This window comes from Desulfofustis glycolicus DSM 9705 (assembly GCF_900130015.1).
Classification (GTDB): Bacteria; Desulfobacterota; Desulfobulbia; order Desulfobulbales; family Desulfocapsaceae; genus Desulfofustis; species Desulfofustis glycolicus.
This window is the reverse complement of the sequence record NZ_FQXS01000031.1, coordinates 26,684-49,000: the sequence shown is the minus strand read 5'-3', so window position 1 is coordinate 49,000 and position 22,317 is coordinate 26,684. Positions and strand designations below refer to the sequence as shown.

At 58.3% G+C, this 22,317-nt stretch carries 22 protein-coding genes; 9 read left to right on the top strand and 13 right to left on the bottom strand.

The window, feature by feature from the left end:
- Window positions 1-256: helix-turn-helix domain-containing protein (locus BUC26_RS18975; RefSeq protein WP_143166074.1), on the bottom strand; the 256-nt coding region annotated here is incomplete at its 3' end.
- A gap of 171 nt (window positions 257-427) precedes the next feature.
- Window positions 428-1,138: a hypothetical protein gene (locus tag BUC26_RS18970; RefSeq protein WP_073378628.1), complete on the bottom strand. Its 711-nt coding sequence runs from the start codon at window positions 1,136-1,138 to the stop codon at window positions 428-430.
- 974 nt (window positions 1,139-2,112) lie between these two features.
- Here BUC26_RS18970 and BUC26_RS18965 point away from each other — a divergent pair.
- Both BUC26_RS18965 and BUC26_RS18960 read left to right on the top strand, forming a co-directional pair.
- Entirely contained in the window at window positions 2,113-2,361 is a 249-nt protein-coding gene (locus BUC26_RS18965; protein ID WP_073378627.1) for a hypothetical protein, read from the top strand.
- A 13-nt stretch (window positions 2,362-2,374) separates the two neighbouring features.
- Window positions 2,375-2,869, top strand: coding sequence for a DsrE family protein (locus BUC26_RS18960; protein ID WP_073378625.1), 495 nt, complete (start codon window positions 2,375-2,377; stop codon window positions 2,867-2,869).
- Window positions 2,870-2,896: 27 nt separating this feature from the next.
- Here BUC26_RS18960 and BUC26_RS18955 read toward each other — a convergent pair whose 3' ends face one another.
- The gene (locus BUC26_RS18955) at window positions 2,897-4,129 is read right to left on the bottom strand and encodes a molybdopterin molybdotransferase MoeA (protein ID WP_073378623.1); all 1,233 of its coding nucleotides are present in this window, start codon (window positions 4,127-4,129) and stop codon (window positions 2,897-2,899) included.
- A 598-nt stretch (window positions 4,130-4,727) separates the two neighbouring features.
- Here BUC26_RS18955 and BUC26_RS18945 point away from each other — a divergent pair.
- Together BUC26_RS18945 and BUC26_RS23810 are read left to right on the top strand one after the other, a co-directional pair.
- Window positions 4,728-4,928 carry a cold-shock protein gene (locus tag BUC26_RS18945; protein ID WP_073378619.1) on the top strand — a complete coding sequence of 67 codons (201 nt, stop codon included), beginning with the start codon at window positions 4,728-4,730 and terminating at the stop codon, window positions 4,926-4,928.
- 83 nt (window positions 4,929-5,011) lie between these two features.
- The gene (locus tag BUC26_RS23810; RefSeq protein WP_167369268.1) at window positions 5,012-5,164 is read left to right on the top strand and encodes a hypothetical protein; all 153 of its coding nucleotides are present in this window, start codon (window positions 5,012-5,014) and stop codon (window positions 5,162-5,164) included.
- Here the strand turns inward: BUC26_RS23810 and BUC26_RS18940 are convergent.
- The 7 genes from BUC26_RS18940 to BUC26_RS18910 form a co-directional block, all read right to left on the bottom strand.
- Window positions 5,147-5,995, bottom strand: a complete 849-nt coding sequence (locus BUC26_RS18940; protein WP_073378617.1) for a rhomboid family intramembrane serine protease — start codon at window positions 5,993-5,995, stop codon at window positions 5,147-5,149. The genes BUC26_RS23810 and BUC26_RS18940 overlap by 18 nt on opposite strands.
- 165 nt (window positions 5,996-6,160) lie before the next feature.
- The gene (locus tag BUC26_RS18935) at window positions 6,161-6,856 is read right to left on the bottom strand and encodes a S1 family peptidase (RefSeq protein WP_073378615.1); all 696 of its coding nucleotides are present in this window, start codon (window positions 6,854-6,856) and stop codon (window positions 6,161-6,163) included.
- A gap of 42 nt (window positions 6,857-6,898) precedes the next feature.
- Window positions 6,899-7,819: a glycine betaine ABC transporter substrate-binding protein gene (locus BUC26_RS18930; RefSeq protein WP_073378613.1), complete on the bottom strand. Its 921-nt coding sequence runs from the start codon at window positions 7,817-7,819 to the stop codon at window positions 6,899-6,901.
- A gap of 36 nt (window positions 7,820-7,855) precedes the next feature.
- Window positions 7,856-9,478, bottom strand: a complete 1,623-nt coding sequence (locus tag BUC26_RS18925; RefSeq protein ID WP_073378611.1) for a BCCT family transporter — start codon at window positions 9,476-9,478, stop codon at window positions 7,856-7,858.
- Between the two features lie 307 nt (window positions 9,479-9,785).
- Window positions 9,786-12,092: a GspE/PulE family protein gene (locus BUC26_RS18920; RefSeq protein WP_073378609.1), complete on the bottom strand. Its 2,307-nt coding sequence runs from the start codon at window positions 12,090-12,092 to the stop codon at window positions 9,786-9,788.
- 241 nt (window positions 12,093-12,333) lie between these two features.
- On the bottom strand, window positions 12,334-13,110 hold the full coding sequence (locus tag BUC26_RS18915; RefSeq protein ID WP_073378607.1) for a Mut7-C RNAse domain-containing protein: 777 nt from the start codon (window positions 13,108-13,110) through the stop codon (window positions 12,334-12,336).
- Between the two features lie 72 nt (window positions 13,111-13,182).
- A complete protein-coding gene (locus BUC26_RS18910; RefSeq protein WP_073378605.1) occupies window positions 13,183-13,683 on the bottom strand; it encodes a rubrerythrin family protein in 501 nt (166 codons plus the stop codon).
- A 303-nt stretch (window positions 13,684-13,986) separates the two neighbouring features.
- Here BUC26_RS18910 and BUC26_RS18905 point away from each other — a divergent pair, with 303 nt between their 5' ends.
- The 3 genes from BUC26_RS18905 to mnmH all read left to right on the top strand — a co-directional run bounded on the left by BUC26_RS18905 (window position 13,987) and on the right by mnmH (window position 17,855).
- Window positions 13,987-14,958 (top strand): DUF2860 family protein, encoded by a 972-nt coding sequence (locus BUC26_RS18905; protein WP_161949884.1) that lies wholly within the window; start codon window positions 13,987-13,989, stop codon window positions 14,956-14,958.
- A 139-nt stretch (window positions 14,959-15,097) separates the two neighbouring features.
- Window positions 15,098-16,684, top strand: a complete 1,587-nt coding sequence (locus BUC26_RS18900) for a gamma-glutamyltransferase family protein (RefSeq protein WP_073378632.1) — start codon at window positions 15,098-15,100, stop codon at window positions 16,682-16,684.
- 1 nt (window position 16,685) lies between these two features.
- The gene (gene mnmH / locus BUC26_RS18895; protein WP_073378602.1) at window positions 16,686-17,855 is read left to right on the top strand and encodes a tRNA 2-selenouridine(34) synthase MnmH; all 1,170 of its coding nucleotides are present in this window, start codon (window positions 16,686-16,688) and stop codon (window positions 17,853-17,855) included.
- Between the two features lie 18 nt (window positions 17,856-17,873).
- Here the strand turns inward: mnmH and gltA are convergent, their stop codons facing one another.
- Together gltA and BUC26_RS18885 are read right to left on the bottom strand one after the other, a co-directional pair.
- Window positions 17,874-19,277, bottom strand: a complete 1,404-nt coding sequence (gene gltA / locus BUC26_RS18890; RefSeq protein WP_073378600.1) for an NADPH-dependent glutamate synthase — start codon at window positions 19,275-19,277, stop codon at window positions 17,874-17,876.
- Window positions 19,278-19,352: 75 nt separating this feature from the next.
- Complete coding sequence (locus BUC26_RS18885; RefSeq protein WP_073378598.1) at window positions 19,353-20,189, bottom strand: sulfide/dihydroorotate dehydrogenase-like FAD/NAD-binding protein; 837 nt, start codon at window positions 20,187-20,189, stop codon at window positions 19,353-19,355.
- A gap of 31 nt (window positions 20,190-20,220) precedes the next feature.
- Here BUC26_RS18885 and BUC26_RS18880 point away from each other — a divergent pair, with 31 nt between their 5' ends.
- On the top strand, window positions 20,221-20,490 hold the full coding sequence (locus tag BUC26_RS18880; RefSeq protein WP_073378596.1) for a hypothetical protein: 270 nt from the start codon (window positions 20,221-20,223) through the stop codon (window positions 20,488-20,490).
- Here BUC26_RS18880 and BUC26_RS18875 read toward each other — a convergent pair.
- Window positions 20,482-20,904, bottom strand: coding sequence for a GlcG/HbpS family heme-binding protein (locus BUC26_RS18875; protein WP_073378594.1), 423 nt, complete (start codon window positions 20,902-20,904; stop codon window positions 20,482-20,484). The genes BUC26_RS18880 and BUC26_RS18875 overlap by 9 nt on opposite strands.
- Window positions 20,905-21,104: 200 nt before the next feature.
- Between BUC26_RS18875 and BUC26_RS18870 the strand changes: the two genes are divergently transcribed.
- On the top strand, window positions 21,105-22,283 hold the full coding sequence (locus tag BUC26_RS18870; RefSeq protein ID WP_073378592.1) for an acyl-CoA dehydrogenase family protein: 1,179 nt from the start codon (window positions 21,105-21,107) through the stop codon (window positions 22,281-22,283).
- Window positions 22,284-22,317: the final 34 nt, after the last annotated feature.

Here is a 22,317-nt window from a genome sequence, read left to right as displayed (position 1 = left end):
GCGGATATTGTTTACGATAGGCAACGATCCTCTGTTCAATTGTCTCTGGGGTCTTATTTGGTTGAACGTGCGGTGCACGATTCAACTCGTATAACCCCTCAATTCCTTTTTCCTGGAATCGATTAATGTATTTGTATGCTGTCGTTCGGGATATACCGAATGCTCTGCACAACTCGGTGATGGCGAATTGTCCTGAACGCCATTCGGTAATGAATTCAATTTTCTGCTCCATCGCTGTCGTTTCCTTCCAGGGCATGGCCACCTCCTTGGTTAGCGGATGACCATATCCTAAAAGTGTCAGCGATGTGACGCTACAACTGTAAGCGATGTCCTGCTACTGTACCTTTGAATACATAACGTGGCCTTCACCGGTGGCAATGTAGCGCAGCGGAATTGCCATCCGAGTGAAAGGCATGGTTACATGGTCCTATCTAATTTTTCGTAGAAGATACTTAACAATCTCATCAGCAAAATGAAATACTGGTATCACATGATGCTCATCCATGAACGGCTTTGCTTGGGTTTGGATCATAGGGCTATTTTCTGCCTCAATATCAACAACTTCAACTTGGCCTGTCTTCACATTAAGCCGTTTTACTTTCTGTGCCACCACATTTTTAGTGATCTTTTTAATATTGAAATGATTGTAAGGGTTACGGATCGTCGTCCTAAAGGAATGGAGCCTCTTCGCCAATTTTGAATCCAACAAACCAGCCCTTTTGGCGCGGTTGATGGCAGGTGAAAGTTCCATTTCCTCAAATTCATCCCATTTATCGGGCTCAGCACCGCTATGCCCGCCGGACTCCTTGATATGTGTTGCATATTTGATTGCGTATTCGATTAAAATTGAGGACATCGTGATAGCGGCCCCATTTAATCCGAAAAATATACATTCTCTTATTTCTTGATATAGCGCCTGGATAGATGGTGGCAAACCTTCAGGCAGAGTTGGCAACCGAGGGGCATTTTCTTTCGCTTTAATTCTTCGTTGTTCAAACAATTCATCTATTGTTGGAGAGGGAACAACATCGAATGGAATCCCTTGATTTTTTAGCTCTTCAAGCGTTTCTGGATTGACAATGATTCTGTCAGAGCCTTTAGCAAGTTCCTCCATTATTTTTTCGATATCATTCTTCATGCTTTTTGGGATGCCTGTATTTTTAGATTGCCATGTAACGTTAATTAGGCGAATTCGCGGTTAGTACTTATCTGGCATTGATTTCGTTTTCTTGGCCACCAATCAAATGTTCATTCTTGCCATACGTGATCTTCGTCAAAGGACAATCTCTTCCTAGGGTCAATCAATATTCATCTGAAATTAAACGATAAATGTTCGTTCTGTTTCGTTGTTGGATTCGGCGCAACGATCATTTGTGCCATCTGTTATGTGCCAATGATTACAAAATAACTGCTTATGCGTCAGTCGTATAATACGCAAAATCTCTTATTTCCATGGCTAGATCAGGAAGCCCTCGGTTATCGTTAACGCGATGATCTCTTAAGATTTTAGTCCGCGATTCTTCCTTTCTCTTAGTTTATAGCAGTACTCTCGTCATGCTGTTATGTCTGTGTTGTCTTTTACGTGCTGCATCGATCGGTAATTGATCTGGCTTCAGGATAGGTGTTTTGATAACAACGCAGAGGATTCGTCATTGTGAGAACCGGGGGAATGGCATGAAACGGTGGACAAGTGGCAGATGCCTGCCAAGATATTAGACAGTGTGCCAAATGATTGTAGTTCCGTCAAGAATATCTTGTGAGGTGTCGCGGTAGATGAGTAGTTTGCGGTTTGGTGGGTGGGGCGATCAACGAGCATCTGCCCTCGCTGGCAGGTCCCGCGGTAATGGTTATTGTTGTCAGGATAAGGGGCCGCGGGAGTATTGTTGTGCTGCTGGCCTTGACCGATCGGGCGATGGTCTTCCCGTTTTCGGGTTCACTTATTTGCGGGCTTGAATGGCAGGGATTGTTGTCGGGTCACAGTGGGATATGAGAGGTTTGCTGATGATATTTGTGAGACGTATTCTTTTATCTGTTGTTCTTATTGTGATGACGGGCATCCTTTCCGTTTCGGTGCAGGTTTCATCGGGCCGGGAGTTTGGCGGGGCTGATGGGATGTCGACCAATGACGCCTTGTATGTGCGGGGCCTGATCAGTTTTGTCTCCGTGCCCGAGATGCGGATAGGGATTCGGCCGGTGAAGGGTGAACGGGTCGATGTGAGCATCGGTCCGGATACCGAGCTTGAAGGGTTCGGGGTCCTTGATGAACTGGCCCGGAGGCAACAGGTCGAAGTCTGGTATATCGTTGACGGCGATGAAAAACGGGCGCTCCGGATCGTGCAGATGATGGAGCTTGGCTGCTGACGGAGGAACGGATATGACGGCGATGATTCGTTGTGCTGTGCTTTGTGTCTTTGTTTTTGGTGGTATGGTGTCGGCCGAGGCGGCACAGTTTGATAATGCCAGGGCGCTGTCCGGGGTCGACCGGGTCGGCATCTATTTTGACGTCAATGTCGCTGATGGTGATCGGTTGGCGCTGCGCATGCGCCTGATAGAGCAAACGATTGACCAAGTGAAGGAAGCAGGGATCGAAACGGATGTGGTTATTGGAATCCGCGGCGGAGCAACCTCGTTTATGACCAGGGATGATCATTATGTACTGGATGACGAGGTCGCTGCAAAACAAGTGATCCGGGAACACCTCAGGGCCTTTACGGCCGGTGGCGCGGTGATCGAGCAGTGCGCGATTGCCGCCGAGCTTAAAGATATTCCGCCTGCCGATTTCGTCGACGAGGTGACTTTTGTCGCCAATGGTTATGTCTCGCTGGTCGGCTATCAGGCCCGGGGCTATGCCGTCGTGCCGATGGATTGAGTCGCCGGTTCCCTATTTCCCCGTTGTTTAAAATGTTTCGTTGAACAGCCAGACGGTTGTGTGGTTACCGGCGTGGACTTCGCAGAGCTGCTCGGGCACTTCGATCAGACAGTTCGCCTCGGCGATTGCCTGCAGCCGGGGACGGGTGGTCAGCGGCCGGGCCACGAGAGAGGATTTTGCGTCAAGGCAGCCGGCATATCCGTAGATGAATTGCGTCCAGCCGGCAGGGCCGCTGATGGTTTCGGTGACGGGGGCGGTGATTCTCCCCGGAAACGGATTGTCGCAGCCGAGACGCCTGCGGATGCCTGGCAGGGCCAGTTGCCGGAAGGCCACGTGGTTTGAGGGCGGGCCGCCCGGCAGATTGAAGACCAGAGTATCGCCGGCCAGCGCCATCGAGATGCCCTTGCCCGGTCCGATCCGCACCCGGTGAAAGAGTTGGCGCACACCGCAGCGCTGCATGGCGCGCAGGGTCAAGTCCTTGTCGCCGTCCAGCACGCCGCCGCAGGTGAGCAGAATGTCGTAGTTTTGCAGTGCGCTGCTGAATACCTCTTCCAGGTTGTCGAGGTTATCGCGCAACAGGGCGGTGTCGACCGGCAGGCCAAGCGATTTGAGCTCGGCCTCGACGGTGATCATATTGCTGGCCGCGACCTGGCCGGGGCCGATCGGCTCGCCGGGTGCAACCAGCTCGCTGCCAGTGGCGATCACCATGATCGATGGCCGTCGATAGATTTGGACTGCGGTGACGCCGGCAGCCGCGAGCAGACCGAGATGGCCGGCGCCGAGGCGGACGCCCGGCTCGATGATAATGGCGCCGGCGGTGATATCGGCGCCCCGGCGCAGCACGTTGCGGCCGCAATGGGCGTCGGCCCGGGCCTGGACGGTGGTTGTCCGCTCTTCGGCAAACTCCGAGGCGAGTACCGCATCGGCCCCGGCCGGCAAGGTGCCGCCGGTCATGATGCGGACCGCCGTGCCCGGCAGCACCGCGGTTTGGTCAGAGCCGCCCGCGACCACGGTGCCGGCAAGTTGGAGGGTGACCGGGGTGGTGCGGCCGGCACCGGCGACATCGGTGCTGCGTACGGCGTAGCCGTCCTTGAGGGAGGAGTCGATGGTCGGACAGTTCGCCGCCGCGAGCACCGGCCCGGCAGTAATGGTCCCGAGGGCTCCGGACAGAGGAACGTGCTCGACCGGCAGCGGGGGAAGGGCGCCGACAATGGCTCTCGCCTCGCTGAACGAGATAAGGTGGGTACGGTGTGTTTTCACCGGGTGCTCCGCAATGGTAAATGACGCCGGTCTGACGCGGATCGGCGTATATCGGCAGAAAATTAGCTTACTCCGCCGGTCATCTTCCTTCAAGCGTTCAGTTGAGTGGTTCGTTGTTTATGCCTGTTATTTCGAGCCTTCCGGCCGCGGCGAACCGGGTTGAGCGGTTGTTTGACGCCGGGGTGGCGGTGGGCGACGAGGTGTTGGCCGGTGCCGAGCTGAGTTTTTTCGTGTTTATTTCGTTGCAGAACGCGAAGAAGCGTATTATCTTCCAGTTTTACTTATGTAGGAGGAGAAACCTTCATTTCCTTATGCCCGCGTTTTTTCTATCGTATTTATCGTCGATGAAGTGTCTGCTCCCCACCTGGATCAATCACCCGGAATCCACATCGACTATATAATCATTTAAAATAGGTAACCGATTACCAGTGCGATCAGCCTCCGCTGCAGGCCCGCGGCCGTTTGTCGGTCGGGCGCCGCCGGATAACAGGCGCATCGTATCTGGTTATTAAGAGGTCCGGTCGAAACATCACATGATGCCTCGGCTCTACCACAAAAGGGGTTCACGAAAGAACCCTGCAAAAAGGAGTAATTCAACATGGCTGAAGGCACAGTAAAGTGGTTTAACGATGCGAAAGGTTTTGGTTTTATCGAGCAGGATGGCGGCAAGGATGTGTTCGTGCACCATTCGGCCATCCAGGCTCAGGGCTTCAAGTCCCTGACCGAGGGTGCTCGCGTATCCTTTGACGTTGTCGACGGCCCGAAAGGACCGGCGGCAGCCAACGTCGTCCAGCTCTAAGAGCCGGATACGGTTGTTGTGGACCCCGCACCCTGGGTGCGGGGTTTTCTTTTTCAGCAGTTAGCAACAGAGAAGGGGTGACCTTGGCTCGAACAAACTATTCATTCGAAAAGCGTCAGAAAGAGTTGGCAAAGAAAAAAAAGAAAGAAGAAAAACTCCAGCGCAAACGCGAGAAGCAGGAAGCGCAGATCGATAAAACAGAAGACCAGGCGCCGGCACTACCGGAAGAAGAGTAGTAGCACGCCGTTGACCGCCGACCAGAGCAGTACCCCGCCGGTGACAATAATGCAGAGAGTCCCCAGGAATTTGTGCCTGATCGTTTCCGCTATTCGCTCCTGGTAGCCCAGAGCGGCACCGATGGCCGCGCCGGCGAGCATCCCCCCGCCATGTCCCCAGTTATTGATGCCGGGGATCAGCAGTCCGAAGATAAAGATTCCCACCGCCCAGCCGCCGATCTGGCGGTAAACGGCATGCCCATACGTTCCGCCGCGGCTTTTCCCATAATACAGGGCGGCGCCGATCAGGCCACAGACGGCGGCTGAAGCACCAATGGTCAGCCGCACGCCGAACAGCGCCGAGATGAGGTATCCGCCGATGCCGCTCACCGTATAGATGACGATCGTCCTACTCACCCCGTATTCACGGATGATCAGGGGGCCGAGCTGGTGCAGTGCGATCATGTTGAAGACGATGTGAATCAGGCTGCCGTGCAGATAGCTCGCCGAAATCAGCGACCACCAGTTCTGGTAGTGGAAGAGCGGTACGCTGCCGGTGGCGCCGAGTACCAGCAGGCTGCCGTTGCTCGGTGTGAGAAAGCCGAACGGGTGGCCGGAAAATGATGTGGCCCGCGGATCGATCGCCAGCGACAGCACGAACATGACGATGTTGGCGATCAGGATCAGTCGCAGGATCGATGTGTCGTCACCGCTGACTCGGGTGAAAATATTATCCTTCCAGATAGATCCTGGTTTCTTCAGCCCGCAATAGGGGCAAGCCGGTGCCGAGCGGCTGACCAGTCGTCGGCAATTGGGGCAGAGCAGGGAGTTTCGCTTCTGAGGTGCGTTCATGTGGGCGGGCCGTTGCGTAGCGCCGGCCGGCCGGTACTGGCTCCTGCTGAACATCACCCGGCGGTGATGTTTAGCAGGAGCCGGATCGGGCCGGGCGGCAATAAACCGATGTTCCTGCAGCCGTGCCGGGAGTAGCTGGAATTTCCTGCTGCCGGGAACGGTGCGCTATATCGATGTCGTCGCCGTCAGGAGTCCTTCCTCGTCCATCAGGGCGATGCCGTAATCAATGGCGACAGCATACGAGATATTGGTGTTTGAAGCAACCGTGCGACTGCCGTCGGTATATTCCTTTGCCGCTTCCTGCGGATCGAACCGACCGTTGATGATGCCGACGACCACCCCCTCGTCGACGCTGACCAGTGGTCCGCCTCGGTCGCCGTCGTGGACCATGGAGTCGAAGAGCAGCAGTTTGCTGTCATTGTGGGAGAGGACCCGGGCGCTGACGATGGCGTTCATGGCCACCAGCGCATGCAGTGCCTGGTGCCCGAAGGCGTAGCCGAGCGCCATCACCCTGCTGCCGATATGAACGTTTTCCGCTGTGCCGAGGAAGTAGTCGGGCAGGCGCATGTCCACCGGTTGCATCATTTTCAGCAGGGCGATGTCCCGATCCTTGTTGCGCCGGGCGACGGTGACCGGGATCGAGGTCACCGTTTCCTGGCTGACCGGGGTGAATTCGTTGCTCATCGACTCGCCGGGCACGACGACCAGATCCCCTTCGCTCGGCAGGACGTGGGATACGCTCAGCAGGTAGCCGCTGTCATGAACGAGAAAGGCCGTGCCGAGGAATTGTACTGTCTCGCCTTCGCGGCGGAAGACCATCAGGCAGCCGTTATTGAATTTGTTGAAAACCGATTCGGCCATGGGTCTGCTTGCTCCTGTGTTGTGGTGACGTGCGCTGTCCGTTTACTCGCCTTCTGCCAGCCACTGCCGGACACGGTCGGGGTGGTTGCGCAGCCAGCGCCGGGCCTTTTCGTATGGATAGAGCCCGTGGTCATTCTCGTTCCAGATCATGAATAAGGATGCCTCTTCCGGCGTCCAGCTGAATCGATCGAGTACGGCATAGACCGCCGGCATGTCGTCGTGCAGGCCGGGGCGCACCATGGTGTGAATCCGCTCGGTGGTGCCGAACACCCCTTGTGGATCGTCGAGAAATTTCAGATTCCAGCGGGCGAACATCCAGTGCGGCGTCCAGCCGGTGATGACGACCTGGCGTTTGTACCGGATGGCCTGGGCCAACAATTCGGTCATCGTTTGCTCACTGCCCTCGATCAGCCGGAAGTCGTCCAGGTCGTAGCTGGCCATTGCCTCCCTGGTGCGGGCCATGATTCCGGCCTCGGGGTCGATGCCGATGATGTTGCGGTGAAAGACATCGGCATGGCGGGGGAGATCGCTGATCGATTCGAGCGTGATCGGCGAGCGGGCTCGCTTTCCCTGGGCTCCGACCTGGCGACCGGAAGCGATATCGGGGACGACCAGTCCGATGCGGGCGCCGATGAGGTTGGGGCCGAGGTCTTCCAGCCGGTCCCGGTAGGTCTGCAGGTAGTGCTCATGGGTCGTCGGCAGCCAGGCCGACAGCATTGCATCGGCCGTGCCGTCGGCGACGAGTTGCCACATCTCCTCGGCATCGGTGAGGATCATCTCGACATGATAACCAAGTTCTTCCTGCAGCACCGCTTGCATGACATGGGCGCCGGCGATCGATGAAGACCAGTTTGTATAGGCGATTTTCACCGTTTCCCGGGACGTTGCGTCGGTAACCGCCGCCGTCGCCAGAACGGCAACCAACAAAACCATGAGGAGAGCCTGTTTCACGAGTTTTTTCATATCGTATCTCCCAAGAGTTCAGGTTGGCACCACTGCCTACCAGAAGCGACGTCGACCGAACGTCGGCAGTTTCACCGAGGGCCTCGGGCGCAGCTCCCTGGTCTTGGTGTCGCCGATGTTCAATTCGAATGATTGCCCCTCTTTGTATTCGGCGAGCCCCTTGTGTAGGGCGAAACACATCCCGAGCAAGACCAGTGAAAAGGGCAGGCCGGTGGTAATGGCTGCAGTCTGCAGCGCCACCAGGCCGCCGCCAATCAGCAGTACCGCGGCGACCACCCCCTCGAGAATGGCCCAGAACAAACGCTGCAGCACCGGCGGATCGGGATTGCCGCCGGCGGTAATGATGTCGATGACCAGCGAGCCGGAGTCCGAGGAGGTGACAAAGAAGGTGACGACCACGACGATGGCCAGTATCGATGTCAGCGACTGCAGGGGGTAGTGCTCGAGCAGTTTGAACAGGGAGACCGGGACGTTTTCCTGAACGGCCCGGGCGATCCCGCCGGCTCCGAACATCTCCAGGTTGATAGCGCTGTTGCCGAAGACGGTGATCCAGGCGAAGGTGATAAAGGTCGGCACCAGCAGGACTCCCTTGATGAATTCACCGATGGTCCGGCCATAGGAGACTCGGGCGATGAACATGCCGACGAACGGCGACCAGGAGATCCACCAGCCCCAGTAGAAAATGGTCCACGATTGCTGCCAGTCAGTGGCCTCGTAGGTCTCGTTCCAGGTAGCCAGTTGCGGCAGGTTCTGCAGATAGAAGCCGATATTTTCCATCAGCGCTTTCATGATGAACAGTGTTGGTCCGAGCAGCAGGACGAAGAGCATCAGGCCGCCGGCCAGGTAGACGTTGATCTGGCTGAGCAGTTTGATACCGGCACTGATCCCGCGGACCACCGACCAGGTCGCGATGGCGGTGATACCGCCGATCAGCAGGACCTGGATCAGGGTCGATTGCGGGACGCCGAACAGGTGGTTGAGACCGGCGTTGACCTGCTGGACGCCGAGTCCCAGTGAGGTGGCCACGCCGAACAGGGTGGCTACGGTGGCCATGATGTCGATCAGGTTACCGATGGGGCCGTAGATCTTTTCGCCGAGCAGTGGATAAAAGACCGACCGGATCGACAGCGGCAACCCTTTATTGAACGAGAAAAACGCCAGCGACAGGCCGACGATGGCATAGATCGCCCAGGGGTGAAGCCCCCAGTGGAGAAAGGACAGGTCCATCGCCACTCTGGCGGCCTCGGCGGTGCCCGGTTCGACGAGCGGGGAGGCGACAAAGTGAAACATCGGTTCGGCCACCCCGTAGAAAAGCAGGCCGATGCCCATGCCGGCCGAAAACAGCATGGAAAACCAGCCCAGGGTAGTAAATTCCGGAGTCGCCTCGGCACCTCCCAGCCTGATGCCGGAAAAGCGCCCGAGCAGCAGCGATATCACGTAGACGAGAATAATGTTCATCGTCCAGACGAAAAACCAGCCGGTATACGTGCCGATCAGCGTTTGCAGCGTGGAGAAGAAATTGTCCACCTTGGCCTGGAAAATCAGGGTCATCGCGACGAAGAGCAGGATCAGGCCGGCGGAGATGAAAAAAACGTACGGGTGGACATCGAGATGGAACCAGCTGCGATTCTCCGGCTGCACAGGGGTGTTGTTTTCCATACAATACCTCCGGGATAAAGGGAGAGAACGACTCGCGGACGGTTTTACGGCGGCGGGTGCACCGAAATGGAGGCACACCATGACTCAGGCGGGGCCGTTGCCGTTCCCGAGCAGTTCTGAAAATCACTACGCAAGAGATGGGATTCGGCTGTGGCTCTATTCTAGCACCATCAGCGCGGGAAAAGCAACCGGGGGAGGCGCTGACGTCGGAGGAGAAGCACCGGCAACTCGGTAACCACGGAGCCAACGGCCCGTTACCGCGGACATGGCAGCGGCAACGGCGGTGGGATTAAGGGCGGAATCGCCGTCAGATCATACAGGTGCTCATGACCTGTTTGACATCGGTCTTGCCGGCAAAGATGAGGTGGATTCCTTCCTGCAGCAGGACCGTCATGCCGTCGTCGATCGCCTCGATCTTGATGTCCTCGGCGGGCGCTTTTTCGATGATCAAACTCTTGATCTTTTTGTTGGCCATCAATAGCTCGAACAGGCCTTGGCGGCCTTTGTAACCGCTGTCGTTGCAGTTTTCGCAGCCGCGGGCGCGAAACAGCGTGAGATCTTTGGAGTAGGGGATGTTCAGGTGTTCAAAAAACATTACACCGTAGTGATGGACCAGGTTGTCGTATTCTTTCTGCGTCGGGTTGTAGGGCTCCTTGCACTCTTCGCAGAGGGTACGCACCAGCCGCTGGGCGAGGACGCCGAGCAGCGAATCGGAGAAGTTAAACGGGTCCATGCCCATTTCGATCAGTCGAACAATGGTTTCCGCGGCCGAGTTGGTGTGCAGGGTGCTGAAGACAACATGCCCGGTGAGCGAGGCCTCGATGGCCATCTTGGCGGTTTCCTGGTCACGCATCTCGCCGATCATGATGATATCCGGGTCGGCCCGGAGAAAGGCCCGCATGGCCGCGGCGAAGGTATAGCCGATATGCGGCTTGACCTGTACCTGGCGCAGACGGTACTGGGTGATCTCCACCGGGTCTTCGGCGGTCCAGATTTTTTTTTCCGGGGTGTTGATATAGTTGAGCACCGAGTGCAGGGTGGTTGTCTTACCGGAACCGGTCGGTCCGACCACCAGGAACATGCCGTAGGGTTTGGTGATGCAGGGGATGAGCCGGTTGAGAATGCGTTCCGGGGCCAGTTTGTAGAGCGGGATCGGCTTGCTGTCGGCGAGAATTCGGAGCACCACATCTTCGTTGCCGTCGGCGGTCGGCAGGGTGGCAACGCGCAGTTCGACGATGTCGGCGCTCATTGTCGTGAACTTGATTTTGCCGTCCTGGGGTTTGCGGCGCTCGGAGATGTCCAGGTCGGCAAGCACCTTGATGCGGGCGATAATCGATTTGACGTTGGCCCTCGGGATGTTCAGTATATTGGAGCAGGAGCCGTCGACACGAAACCGGACTTCGGCATCCTGTCTGGTGCCGTAGGGCTCGATGTGGATATCGGAAGCGCCGGCCTTAACCGCATCTTCGATCATTTTGTTGACCAGCTGCACGGCCGGGGTATTGTCGACCTCGACATCGGCCGGCTGATCTTCGATCTTCTGATAGATTTCGGGGATGTAATTCTCTTCATCGGGGACTTCTTCAGCCCCGTTCATGGCCGTGATGTCTTCGGCCGGAGGGGGCACGATAGAGTTGATCAGTTCCCGGATATCGTCGCCGAAGGCGAGCATCACGCTGATGCGCGGTGCCTTGAAAAAGTTCTTGACCTCCATGATGCCGCTCTGGTTGGCTGGGTTTTTGGCGGCCAGGACCATCTCGCCACGTTTTTTCTCGAGCGGTACGATCAGGTGCTTGCGCAACAGCTCGACGGTGTTCGGGGTAACAAACGAATCGGCGGAGAAGCGCTCGGCCGCGAGATCGACAAACCCGGTCTTATAGACAAAGGCTAGAGCGTCGCCAAGATCGGCCTTGGGGATCATGTAGTTTTCCATCAGCACGGTCTCAACCTCTTTCTCCTGCTGCGTGGCGATAACCATGGCCCGTTCCATTTCCTGCGGTGAGATGATCTCCCGGTTGACCAGCTCTTCATAGCGCATCGGGATTTTTTTGCCGCTCTTGTAGTGATTGAACAGCGCTATGGCAAGCGTGTCGGCCAATTCCTTGAGGCGGCTTTCGTCTGTCGGGTTGAAATCGGCGCTGTTTCGTTTGTTGATCAACTCGATAACGCCCATCAGGTTGGCATTGTGGACCACCGGTGTTGCGAGCACCTGCCGGGTTTTATGACCGGTTTTCTGATCCCATGACGAGTCGAAGGCCAGCGACGGATCGATGCCATGCAATTCGTCGGTGTCGTAGACGTTCATGATGTTCAGCGTTTGCCGGGTTTCCGCAACGAATCCGGTAATGCTGGAGCGGTTGATGTCCATCCGGATCTTGCTCAGCGAGTCGCCGGGCAGAAGCACCCAGGACACGAGCTTGTTGTGTTTTGCGTCGATCAGGAAGATGGTCGCCATCTCGACGTTGTAGATATTGAGAATCTTGTTGCGCAGCCCGACCATGATCGCGTTTGGCGACGAGGCCGAGTGGATCTCGTTGACCAGTTTTTTGAAGCGTTCGTCGTAGACGCGCTGGGAGGCTGTTTGTTCGGCGGATGTGGTTGCTGATGCGGTCATGGCTGTCGATGATTTCGGTTGATGGGATGGAGGGGCGGCGTCAACCGGTAACCGAAGACCGATCAAGACCGTTTTCCGTCATGCGCTGACAAAAAACATCGAAAGTATAGCATGCTATGATGGTGATGGGAATGGCTAATTGTCTGATAAGTCCTTTTTTTCTTTCCGGATAATTGTTTGATGCCGCAGGGATTCTGAGGGGCGATGTCATCGCCGTTTTGCGGCAGGCGGCCGATCATAATCATTCTTCCGGTTCGGTGAAGCCAAAGGTTCGCACCATGTGGTCGTGGTGCGAGCCGCGCCAGTAAAGACGACCGCAGCTGCCGCATTGGTGGAAACGATGATAGTAACGAATGGTCAGCGGTTCGAGACGATCCAGGATGTCGGCTTTGTCCACAGGATGCAGGACGCCGTTGCAGGCCATGCAGCGGGAAAACGGATGGTAGAGGGAAGGAAGGTTGAAAAGGTGGCTGACTTCTATGAATTGCCGGGTCGGGTCCTGGCTTCGGATCAGCCGGCCGAAGACCACCGAACGAAGCTTGAGCAGGTCCCTGTTGCGACTGAGCAGAATTCGCCCATCGGTTGCACCGTCGGCGGCGATGGCTTTGATCGACTGATTCTCGAGTGCTGCAGTCGCGTCCAGGCCGGCCATACGGAGTAATCTGACCAGCTTTCCGACGTTGACATCGACCAGAAAGCGGATTTCGTTAAGGGACTCGGGGCGTAGTGTCGAGGGCCTGGTCGGCGGGTACAGCGGCGAAAGGGGTTCTACCAGCAGCCGTTCGCTGCCGGCGGGTACAAATGAAAAATCCAGCTCCTTCCGGTTGTACGAGAGCCGGCCGATCTCGGTATGCGGAATACCGAGCGATTCGACAATGTCTTTGATCGATGCCCGGCGCAGCAAGGGGTAGTGATAGACGTACGACGAGCCGCCGCTGTCTTTGAAAAAGTCGAGCAGGTCGCCGGAAAAGACAAGGGTTACGGCAGGTATGCTGCTGTCAGGAATGGCATCGTTCATGCTGCAGCCGGGCAGGGCCCCTGTCGGCGGGCTCGGGGATGAGCCCGCCGGCAAGGTTGGTTTGGCTACGGCTCAGGCAACGGTTTCAAAGACCTTGCCGAGAGCGCCGCAGATCGGGCACTTCTCAGGCGCGGAACCAAGCTCGATATAGCCGCAGATAGGGCACAGATAAAAGTCGCTGACATCCATATCGACGCCCTTTTCCACCGCTTCCAGCGCCCTGGCATAGATTTCCGCATGGACCTTCTCGGCACCGAGAGCAAACCGGAACATGGTCTTTGCTTTGTGCCCCTCGGTGTTTGCCAACTCGGCCATCGGTGGATACATTTCGGTATATTCGTAGGTTTCGCCTTTGATGGCGGACTTGAGATTGTCGGCTGTGGAGGCGATCAGGTCAAGGGCCTTGAGGTGTCCTTCGGCATGGATCTTTTCTGCCTCGGCTGTAGTCTTGAACAGCTTGGCGATATTGACGAAGCCGTCCCGTTCGGCTTTCTTGGCAAAAGCGCTGTATTTCTGAAAGGCCTGGCTCTCGCCGGAAAACGCGTCGTGCAGATTGTCGATGGTCGAAGACATGGGGTTCCTCCTGATTGTCGGTGTGCTGAACGGTGGGCCCTGTGCTCAATGCCTGTATTGGGCACAGAACAGTATGGTGGTCAAGGTGATGCAAAACGGTAACGGAAGGCGACGTAGCGCGATCCCGCCTTACTGTTGACTATACCCGATGACGGGTAAAGTGAAAACAGGGAAGCGGCTGTTGCCGGGTTCTGCACGGCACAGGAAAAAAATCATGCCCGACCGCCCGCCGGTATGCTAGAAAGTGGTGTAACCAAAACGCAACGGCAGACGGACAGGGGAACAATAATACAAGGAGAGACCATGAAAAGGGGCTGTGCGATAACGATGGTGGTGGCCGGGGTCTTCTGCTGGTTTGCCCAAGGAGCCGGAGCGGAGGAGTTCGAGCGTTTCAAAGGCGGAGTCGGCCTAGGGCTGATGGCTTTTGATCGGGCCGATAACCTGGATCCGGATGGCTCGAAACGACATATCGACAGCCTGGATGAAAAGGCAGAGCGTGAGTTGACGGTCATTCCTGTACTGGCGCCCTTTTTCAGCTATGACGTCGGGGCTCCCGGCGGCGGCGTCGTGCAATTCATGGTGCGGCCGCCGATCGAGGAGGCCGGAGGCCTGGTGGTCAACCTAGGCGCCACCTATTATCTGCCCGCAGGGGGGGCAGTCGAGTTGAACGGATTGGTCGCGCCGCTGGAAGAGGTGTGGGAGAACCCCTATCTGGTCGGGGAGCGGCGCTCTACCACCGACAGTCCGAAGTATGGCCTGCACCTGGCCTGGAAAGAGATCGGCACCACCGGGCTGTCGCTTCATGTCGTCTACCTCCAAGACGATGTGGACAACGACCGGATCGGCGAATTGATGCCCCAACTGGCCAGGGATGGGTCGGTTTACGCGCTGGCCGCGGAATATCGGCTGCCGGTTTCCAAGGCTTTTGAACTCAAGACCAGAGCGAGCTATGTGCAGGGAGATTACGACGGGGAGAGCTCCTCGTTTTCCCGGTATCGGATCAGGGTGCAGGCAAGTTATCGACTCGGTGCGGTGACTCTGAAACCGGAAATCTCCTATCGGCATACCAGCTACGACGAGATCGATCCGGTGTTCGGTAAGACCAGGGAGGAGGATGCCTACGGCATCGACCTGACGGTCCAGTACCAGGCGCCGTTCGGGTGGCAAGGTTGGGCCTTGCAGGGCATGGCGGGCTATGGCCGAGGTGATGACGACATCACCTTTTACGAGACCGAGACAGTGCGTTTCGGGTCGTTGCTTACCTATTTTTTCTAACCCACATGACAGAAAGACACAATGAACAATGAAAATCGGCGTCATGGTCGGAGGAGCTGAACTGCCCTGCCTCCGGCTGCCGCAGGCGGTTTTATTTTACCCCACAACGATAAGGAGTTGTCCTTTGGGAGATATCGAGATGGAAGCTAACTGGCTCTACCCGTATCGAACGGTGCGGCAACCGGTGCTGGCCGCAAACGTGGTGGCCACGTCCCAGCCCCTGGCCGCCCAGGCCGGTCTGTGCATGTTGCAGGAAGGCGGTAACGCCGTGGATGCGGCGCTGGCGGCGGCCATCACACTGACCGTGGTCGAGCCGACCGGCAACGGTATCGGCGGCGACGGTTTCGCCCAGGTCTGGGATGGCAGGCAGTTGCACGGCATCAATGGTTCGGGCCGCTCGCCGGCCGCTTGGTCTCCCGAGCGGTTTGCCGACGGTGAAAGCATGCCGCTCTTTGGCTGGGACGCGATCACGGTTCCCGGTGCGGTATCGGTCTGGGCGGCGCTGTCGCAGCGTTTCGGCGTGCTGCCGTTTGCCACGTTGTTTCGGGCGGCCATCGGCTATGCCCGCCACGGCTTCCCGGTGGCTCCGATAACTGCAACGCGGTGGCGGGAGATGGCCGATAGTTTTCGCGGATTTCCGGAATTCTGCCGGGTCTTTCTGCCCGGCGGCCAGCCACCGTTGCCCGGCACGGTGGTCCGTTTTCCGGAGATGGCCGAAACGCTGGAGGAACTGGCGGCCACTGACGGCGAGTCGTTGTATCGCGGTTCACTGGCGCAGCGGATCAGCAGGTGCGCCGAGCAACAGGGAGGATTGCTGAGCAGCGATGATCTGGCCGCTCACCGGCCCCTCTGGGTGTCGCCGCTAGCCGTCAATTATCGCGGCTACACACTGCACGAGCTGCCGCCCAACGGCCAGGGGCTGGCAGCTTTGTTGGCGCTCGGCATCCTCGAGCGGTTCGATCTGGCTGCAGAACCGGTCGACTCGGTGGGGTCCGTTCATCTGCAGGCCGAGGCGCTGAAGCTGGCCTTTGCCGATGTCTTCCGCCACCTGGCCGATCCGGAGGTGATGCGCATCGACGGTTCGAGGCTGCTCGATCCCGCTTATCTGGACGAGCGGGCCCGCTTGATCGACCGACGAAAGGCGTCATTTCCGGGGCCGGGACCGATGGCCGAACCGGGTACGGTCTATCTGGCTGCGGCCGATAACTCGGGCATGATGGTCTCCCTGATTCAATCCAATTACTTCGGGTTCGGTTCCGGTGTCGTCGTGCCGGGCACCGGTATCAGCTTGCACAACCGCGGTGCCGGTTTCAGTCTCGAATCCGGACATCCCAACCAGGTGGCAGGCGGCAAGCGGCCGTTTCATACTATTATCCCGGCCTTCGTCACGAAAGACGGGCAACCCGCCATGGCTTTTGGCGTCATGGGTGCGCATATGCAGGCCCAGGGGCACGTGCAGATGATGACCCGTGTTTTCGACTACGGGCAACATCCCCAGGCGGCTTCCGACGCACCGCGCTGGCAGGTTAATCATGACCAGTCGCTCAGCATCGAGGATGGCTTTTCTCCGGATACGGCCGGGCAATTGGCTCGGCTCGGCCATCGCATCGTCAGCGGAGTGCCGACCCATGTTTTTGGCGGCGCCCAATTGATCCGCAAAACGGCGGACGGCTGCTATCTGGCCGGCTCGGATCACCGCAAGGACGGACAGGCGGCGGGATTCTGAGATGGAGCAGTCGCTGCCTGTCATACCGCGCCACGCAGAAACCGCCGAGACCTATAGCCGGTTGCTCGTCGATGGCGTGCCGCTGATCGATGTCCGGGCGCCGGTCGAGTTTGCAGCCGGGGCGGTGCCTGGGGCGGTCAACCTGCCGCTGTTGACGGATGATGAACGGCATCGCGTCGGTTTGTGCTACCGGCAGCAGGGAAGTGATGCGGCCCACGCCCTCGGTCGTCGACTGCTCCGTGGTCAGCGACGAGAGGAGGCGCTGGTCGCCTGGCTCGATCATCTTGAAAAGTTTCCCGAAGCCCGTCTCTATTGCGCCCGCGGCGGGAGTCGTTCGGCCATTGCCGCGCAGTGGATTGGAGCGGCGACCGGTCGACTACCGCCCCGTCTGGTTGGCGGATACAAGGCTTTCCGCGCGTTTCTACTCGGCCAACTCGTCCCCGCGGCCATTGACGCCGTGCCGATCGTCCTCGGCGGCCGGACCGGTTCGGGAAAGACGTTGCTGCTGCGTCGCCTGGCCAACACCATCGATCTCGAAGCTCTGGCCAATCACCGCGGCTCGTCCTTCGGGCAGTTCCTGACGGTGCAGCCCAGTCAGGCAGACTTTGAGAACCGCTTGGCCGCCGCGCTGGCCATTCATCGTTTCCACCGGTATGCCACCCTGGTCGTTGAGGACGAGGGGCGACACATCGGCAAGCGGTTTCTGCCCAAAGAGCTGGCCGACATATTCGCCGGTGGTGTATTGATCGTGCTGGAAGCGCCGCTAGCCGAGCGCATTAATACTATTTCGGCTGAATATGTCGATGAAGCCCAGGCAGTTTATCGCAGCTCGTTCGGCGACGAGGCCGGACCGGTCCGCTGGCTGGCCGATATGGAGGCGAGCGCCGATCGATTGGCCAAACGGCTTGGCGCCGCCCGGCTGGTACGGGTCAAACAGCTGCTGAACCGCGCCTGGCAGCGCCAGCGTACGGAGGGAGACCACCATGGCCACCGGGACTGGATTAAGATCCTGCTGCAGGAGTATTACGACCCGATGTACGATTACCAGATCGACAAAAAAAAAGAACGGGTCGTCTTTCGCGGTGGGGTGGAAGAGGTGCTTTCCTATCTTCGGGAGCGGGAGGAAACCGGTGAGACGACCGGCAGGGCCGCCCCTGCCGGTCTTTCGTAGCCGAAAACGGCGGGTTGTTTACCAGCCGATGGTCAGATAATCGTGGATTGAGTCGGCGGCCTGCCGCCCGGCACCCATGGCCAGGATAACGGTGGCGGCGCCGGTGACGATGTCGCCGCCGGCCCAGACCCCTTTCTTTGTAGTCTTGCCGGTTTTCTCCTCGGTGACGACGTAGCCCCACCTGTTCAACTGCATGTCCGGTGTTTCACTGGTGAGCAGCGGATTGGCGCCGGAACCGACGGCGACGATACACAGGTCGCAGTCGATGGTGAATTCGGAGCCCTTTATCGGCACCGGACGCCGTCTGCCGGAGTCGTCGGGTTCGCCCAGTTCCATGCGCAGACATTCCATGCCGATCAGCCGGCCGTTGTCGTTGCCCAGGTAACGGGTCGGATTGGTCAGCAGGAACATCTCGATGCCTTCTTCTTCGGCGTGGTGGATTTCCGCCTTGCGGGCCGGCATTTCTTCGCGGGACCGCCGATAGACGATCTTGACGTTGTCCGCCCCGAGACGCATCGCGGTGCGGGCCGCATCCATGGCCACGTTGCCGGCGCCGAGCACCACTACCTGCTTGCCGATTGGAATCGGCGTGTCCACTTTCGGGAATTGATAGGCCTTCATCAGGTTGGCCCGGGTCAGGTACTCGTTGGCCGACAGGATACCGACCAGGTTCTCGCCGGGGATGTTCATAAAGCGCGGCAACCCGGCGCCGACGCCGACGTAAACGGCGTCGAATCCCTGTTCGAACAGCTCATCCAGGGATACGGTCCGGCCGACGACGGCGTTGACCTCGATCTTGACGCCGAGCCGTTCGAGAAAGTTTATTTCCTGGGCGACAATCGCCTTGGGCAGCCGGAATTCGGGAATGCCGTAGATCAGCACGCCGCCGGCCTTGTGGAAGGCCTCGAAGATGGTGACATCGTGGCCTTTGACGATCAAGTCGCCGGCCACGGTCAGACCGGATGGCCCGGAACCGACCACCGCGACTTTCTTGCCGGTCGGTTTCTGTTTCGGCGGCAGTTCGCCGGTGCCGTGCTCGCGCTCGTAGTCGGCGCAGAACCGCTCCAGGTTACCGATGGCCACCGGTTGACCTTTTTTGCCGACGATGCACTTGCCTTCGCATTGGATCTCCTGTGGGCAGACACGGCCACAAACGGCCGGCAAGGCGTTTTTAGACCATAGGTTACGGACTGCCCCGGTCAGATCGCCTTTGCTGAGCAGGCTGATGAAACCGGGAATGTCCACGCCCACCGGGCAGCCTTCGACACAGCCGGGTTTCTTGCACTGCAGGCAGCGGGCCGCTTCTTCCTGCGCCATCGCAACGGTATATCCGGTGGGAACTTCGAGAAAATTTCGAGCCCTGACCTGCGGGTCCTGTTCGGGCATCGGCATGCGAGTGCGTTTTTCTGGTTTGTCGGCCATTATTTCCTCCGTTGAATTCGCCGAATTCAGTCTGGTGAATGGGAGCGACGCATGGTCTGTCAGCGTCGTTGTCCGTCAGCGGGCATCACGAATGGTGCAATATGATTCGTGGCACTTTTTTTCGTCTTCCTGATAGGCCCTGAGCCGCATCATCAATTCATCGTAATCGACCTGGTGACCGTCGAACTCCGGGCCGTCGACGCAGGCGAATTTGGTGGCGCCGCCGACGGACACCCGGCAGCCGCCGCACATGCCGGTGCCGTCGACCATGATCGGGTTGAGGCTGACCATGGTCGGGACGTCGTAGGTCTTGGTGATGGCGCTGACCGCCTTCATCATCGGTACCGGACCGATAGCCACCACCTGTTTGACATCGCCCTGCTCGAGAATTTCCTTGAGGACCTCGGTGACGAACCCGTGATGGCCGTACGAGCCGTCATCGGTGCAGATCCGCAGGTCATGGGAGGCATTTTTCATTTGCTCTTCAAGGATCAACAGGTCTTTCGTCCGGGCGCCGATGATGCAGGTGACGTCGTTGCCGATTTCCTTGAGGGCCCGGGTTATCGGGTGGAGTACCGCGACGCCGGTGCCGCCGCCGACGCAGACCACCTTGCCGACCTTTTCCAGATGCGTGGCTTTGCCGAGCGGGCCGATCACGTCCTGGTAGCCGTCGCCGACTTTGAGGTCGCGAAACAGGGCGGTGGATTTGCCGACCACCATATAGATGATGGTGATGGTGCCCTTCTCGGGGTCGGTCTCAGCCATGGTCAGCGGTATTCGTTCACCCTCTTCATTGGCCTTCAGGATCACGAATTGCCCCGGCCGGGCTTTCCTGGCGATCTGCGGTGCCTCAATCTCGTTGAGAATCACCGTTCCGCCAGCCATTTCTTCACGACGTACGATTGTAAACATGTTTTCCTCCGGACATAAAAAAGACCATTAGGTGAACAGGTGGACCGAACTCCGGCACCGTGCGTCAACCGGGACGCAGGATGCCTTCGAGGACCGCCGTCGGGTCGGGTCGGAACATGCCGGGCGGCTGTCTCGGCAACCGAGCCGGCAACAGGACGAGGGTACCTTTTTTAAGTATTCTTTTCAACGAACATTTCCCGGTGTTGCCGGCAGCGCTCAGTGGTTGGAACGGCGGCCCGAAACAGCCGTCGATGCTGCCGGCAGCGGTCCTGGGCCGCTTGCGGCGGTCGAGTTACAGTGATCCGAGCAGGGCGTCGAGTCCCGCCTGGGCCACTTCCTCATCCTGGCCGGGGCTACCGGAACTGCAGCCGATACCGCCGACCGGCTGATCATCGATGAAGATCGGCAGGCCGCCGGCAAAGATCATGAAACGGCCGCCGATACTGGTGTTGATGCCGAATGCCGGTTGGCCCGGCCCGCTGACCTCGCCGTAGGCACGTGTCGATTTGCGCGCAGCAGCGGCGGTGAAGGCCTTGTCGATGGCGATGGTGATGCTGGTGATACGGGCGTTGTCCATCCGTTGAAAGAGCAGCAGGTGGCCGCCGTCGTCGACGATGGCGATGTCCATGTCAACACCGATCTCGACGGCTTTCTTCTCGGCGGCGGTCATCATCAGCCGGGCGTCTTCCAGGGTGAGCTTGGGAGCGATTTTCATGGCGGTTCTCCTTCTGGCGAGATGGAAATTAGTATTTCCGGGTTGGTCGGTTGCGCCGGTTCCTTCATTGTGGACTTGCTGTGCCGCGTATAGTATAGCCACAAAATAGCAGGTGAGGCCACCTTGATTTGACAGAAACACGCGTGAACCGATCGCCCGGAAGCATAGTGGCGTGGTGTCCGCACAGTCAGGAGAGAACAATGCAGATGGTCAGCGAACTAACTGATTTCATGGGTTTTCAGGATTTGCTGGAAGATGAGGAAAAACTGGTCAGAGAGACGGCCCGGGCCTTTGTCAACGAACAGGTCATGCCGATTATCGACGAGCATGCCCAGCAGGAGACGTTTCCCCACCACCTGGTGCCGGCCATGGGACGGCTCGGCTTCTTCGGGCCGACCCTGCCCGAGGAATACGGCTGCGCCGAATTGTCGTATGTTGCCTACGGCCTGCTGATGTATGAACTGGAGCGGGGCGATTCGGCGTTGCGCTCCATGGCGTCAGTCCAGGGCTCGTTGGTCATGTACCCGATTTTTTCCTATGGCAGCGAGGAGCAGAAGCGCTTCTGGCTGCCGAAGATGGCCGCCGGCGAGGCGATTGGCTGCTTTGGTCTGACCGAGCCCGATTTCGGCTCCAACCCGGGTGGCATGCGGACCCGGGCCCGGCGGGAAGCGGGCGGCAGGTGGCGCATCAACGGAGCAAAGATGTGGATCACCAACGGCAGCATCGCCGACGTGGCGCTGGTCTGGGCGATGACCGATGAAGGCGTGCGCGGTTTTCTCGTGGAAAAAGGGACGGCGGGCTTTTCCGCTCCACAGATGAAAAACAAATGGAGCTTGCGCGCCTCGGTGACCTCGGAACTGGTTTTTGACAACGTCGTGGTCGACGAAGAACGGAGCCTATTACCAGGAGTCCTGGGCCTGAAGGGCCCGCTCAGTTGTCTGACGCAAGCCCGCTACGGGATTGCCTGGGGGGTGCTCGGCGCCGCCGACAATTGCTACCAGACGGCGCTCGATTATGCGCAGCACCGAGTACAGTTCGACCGGCCGATTGCCGGTTTCCAACTCCAGCAGAAAAAACTGGCGGAGATGGTTACCGAGTTGACCAAGGCGCAATTGCTCGCGCTGCATCTTGGGCGCCGTAAAGACCGGGGGGCGGCGACGCCGCAGCAGGTATCAATGGCCAAGATGAACAATGTGCACTGCGCCCGGGAGATTTGTCATTCCGCCCGGACCATACTCGGCGCCAACGGCATCATGGGAGAGTATCCGATCATGCGTCATGCCGCCAATCTCGAATCGGTCTACACCTACGAAGGCACCCATGACATTCACACGCTGATTATCGGTGAGCAGGTGACCGGCCTGGCCGCCTATCGCTAAATCACAAATAACGGCGGGACAATCACAACCAACG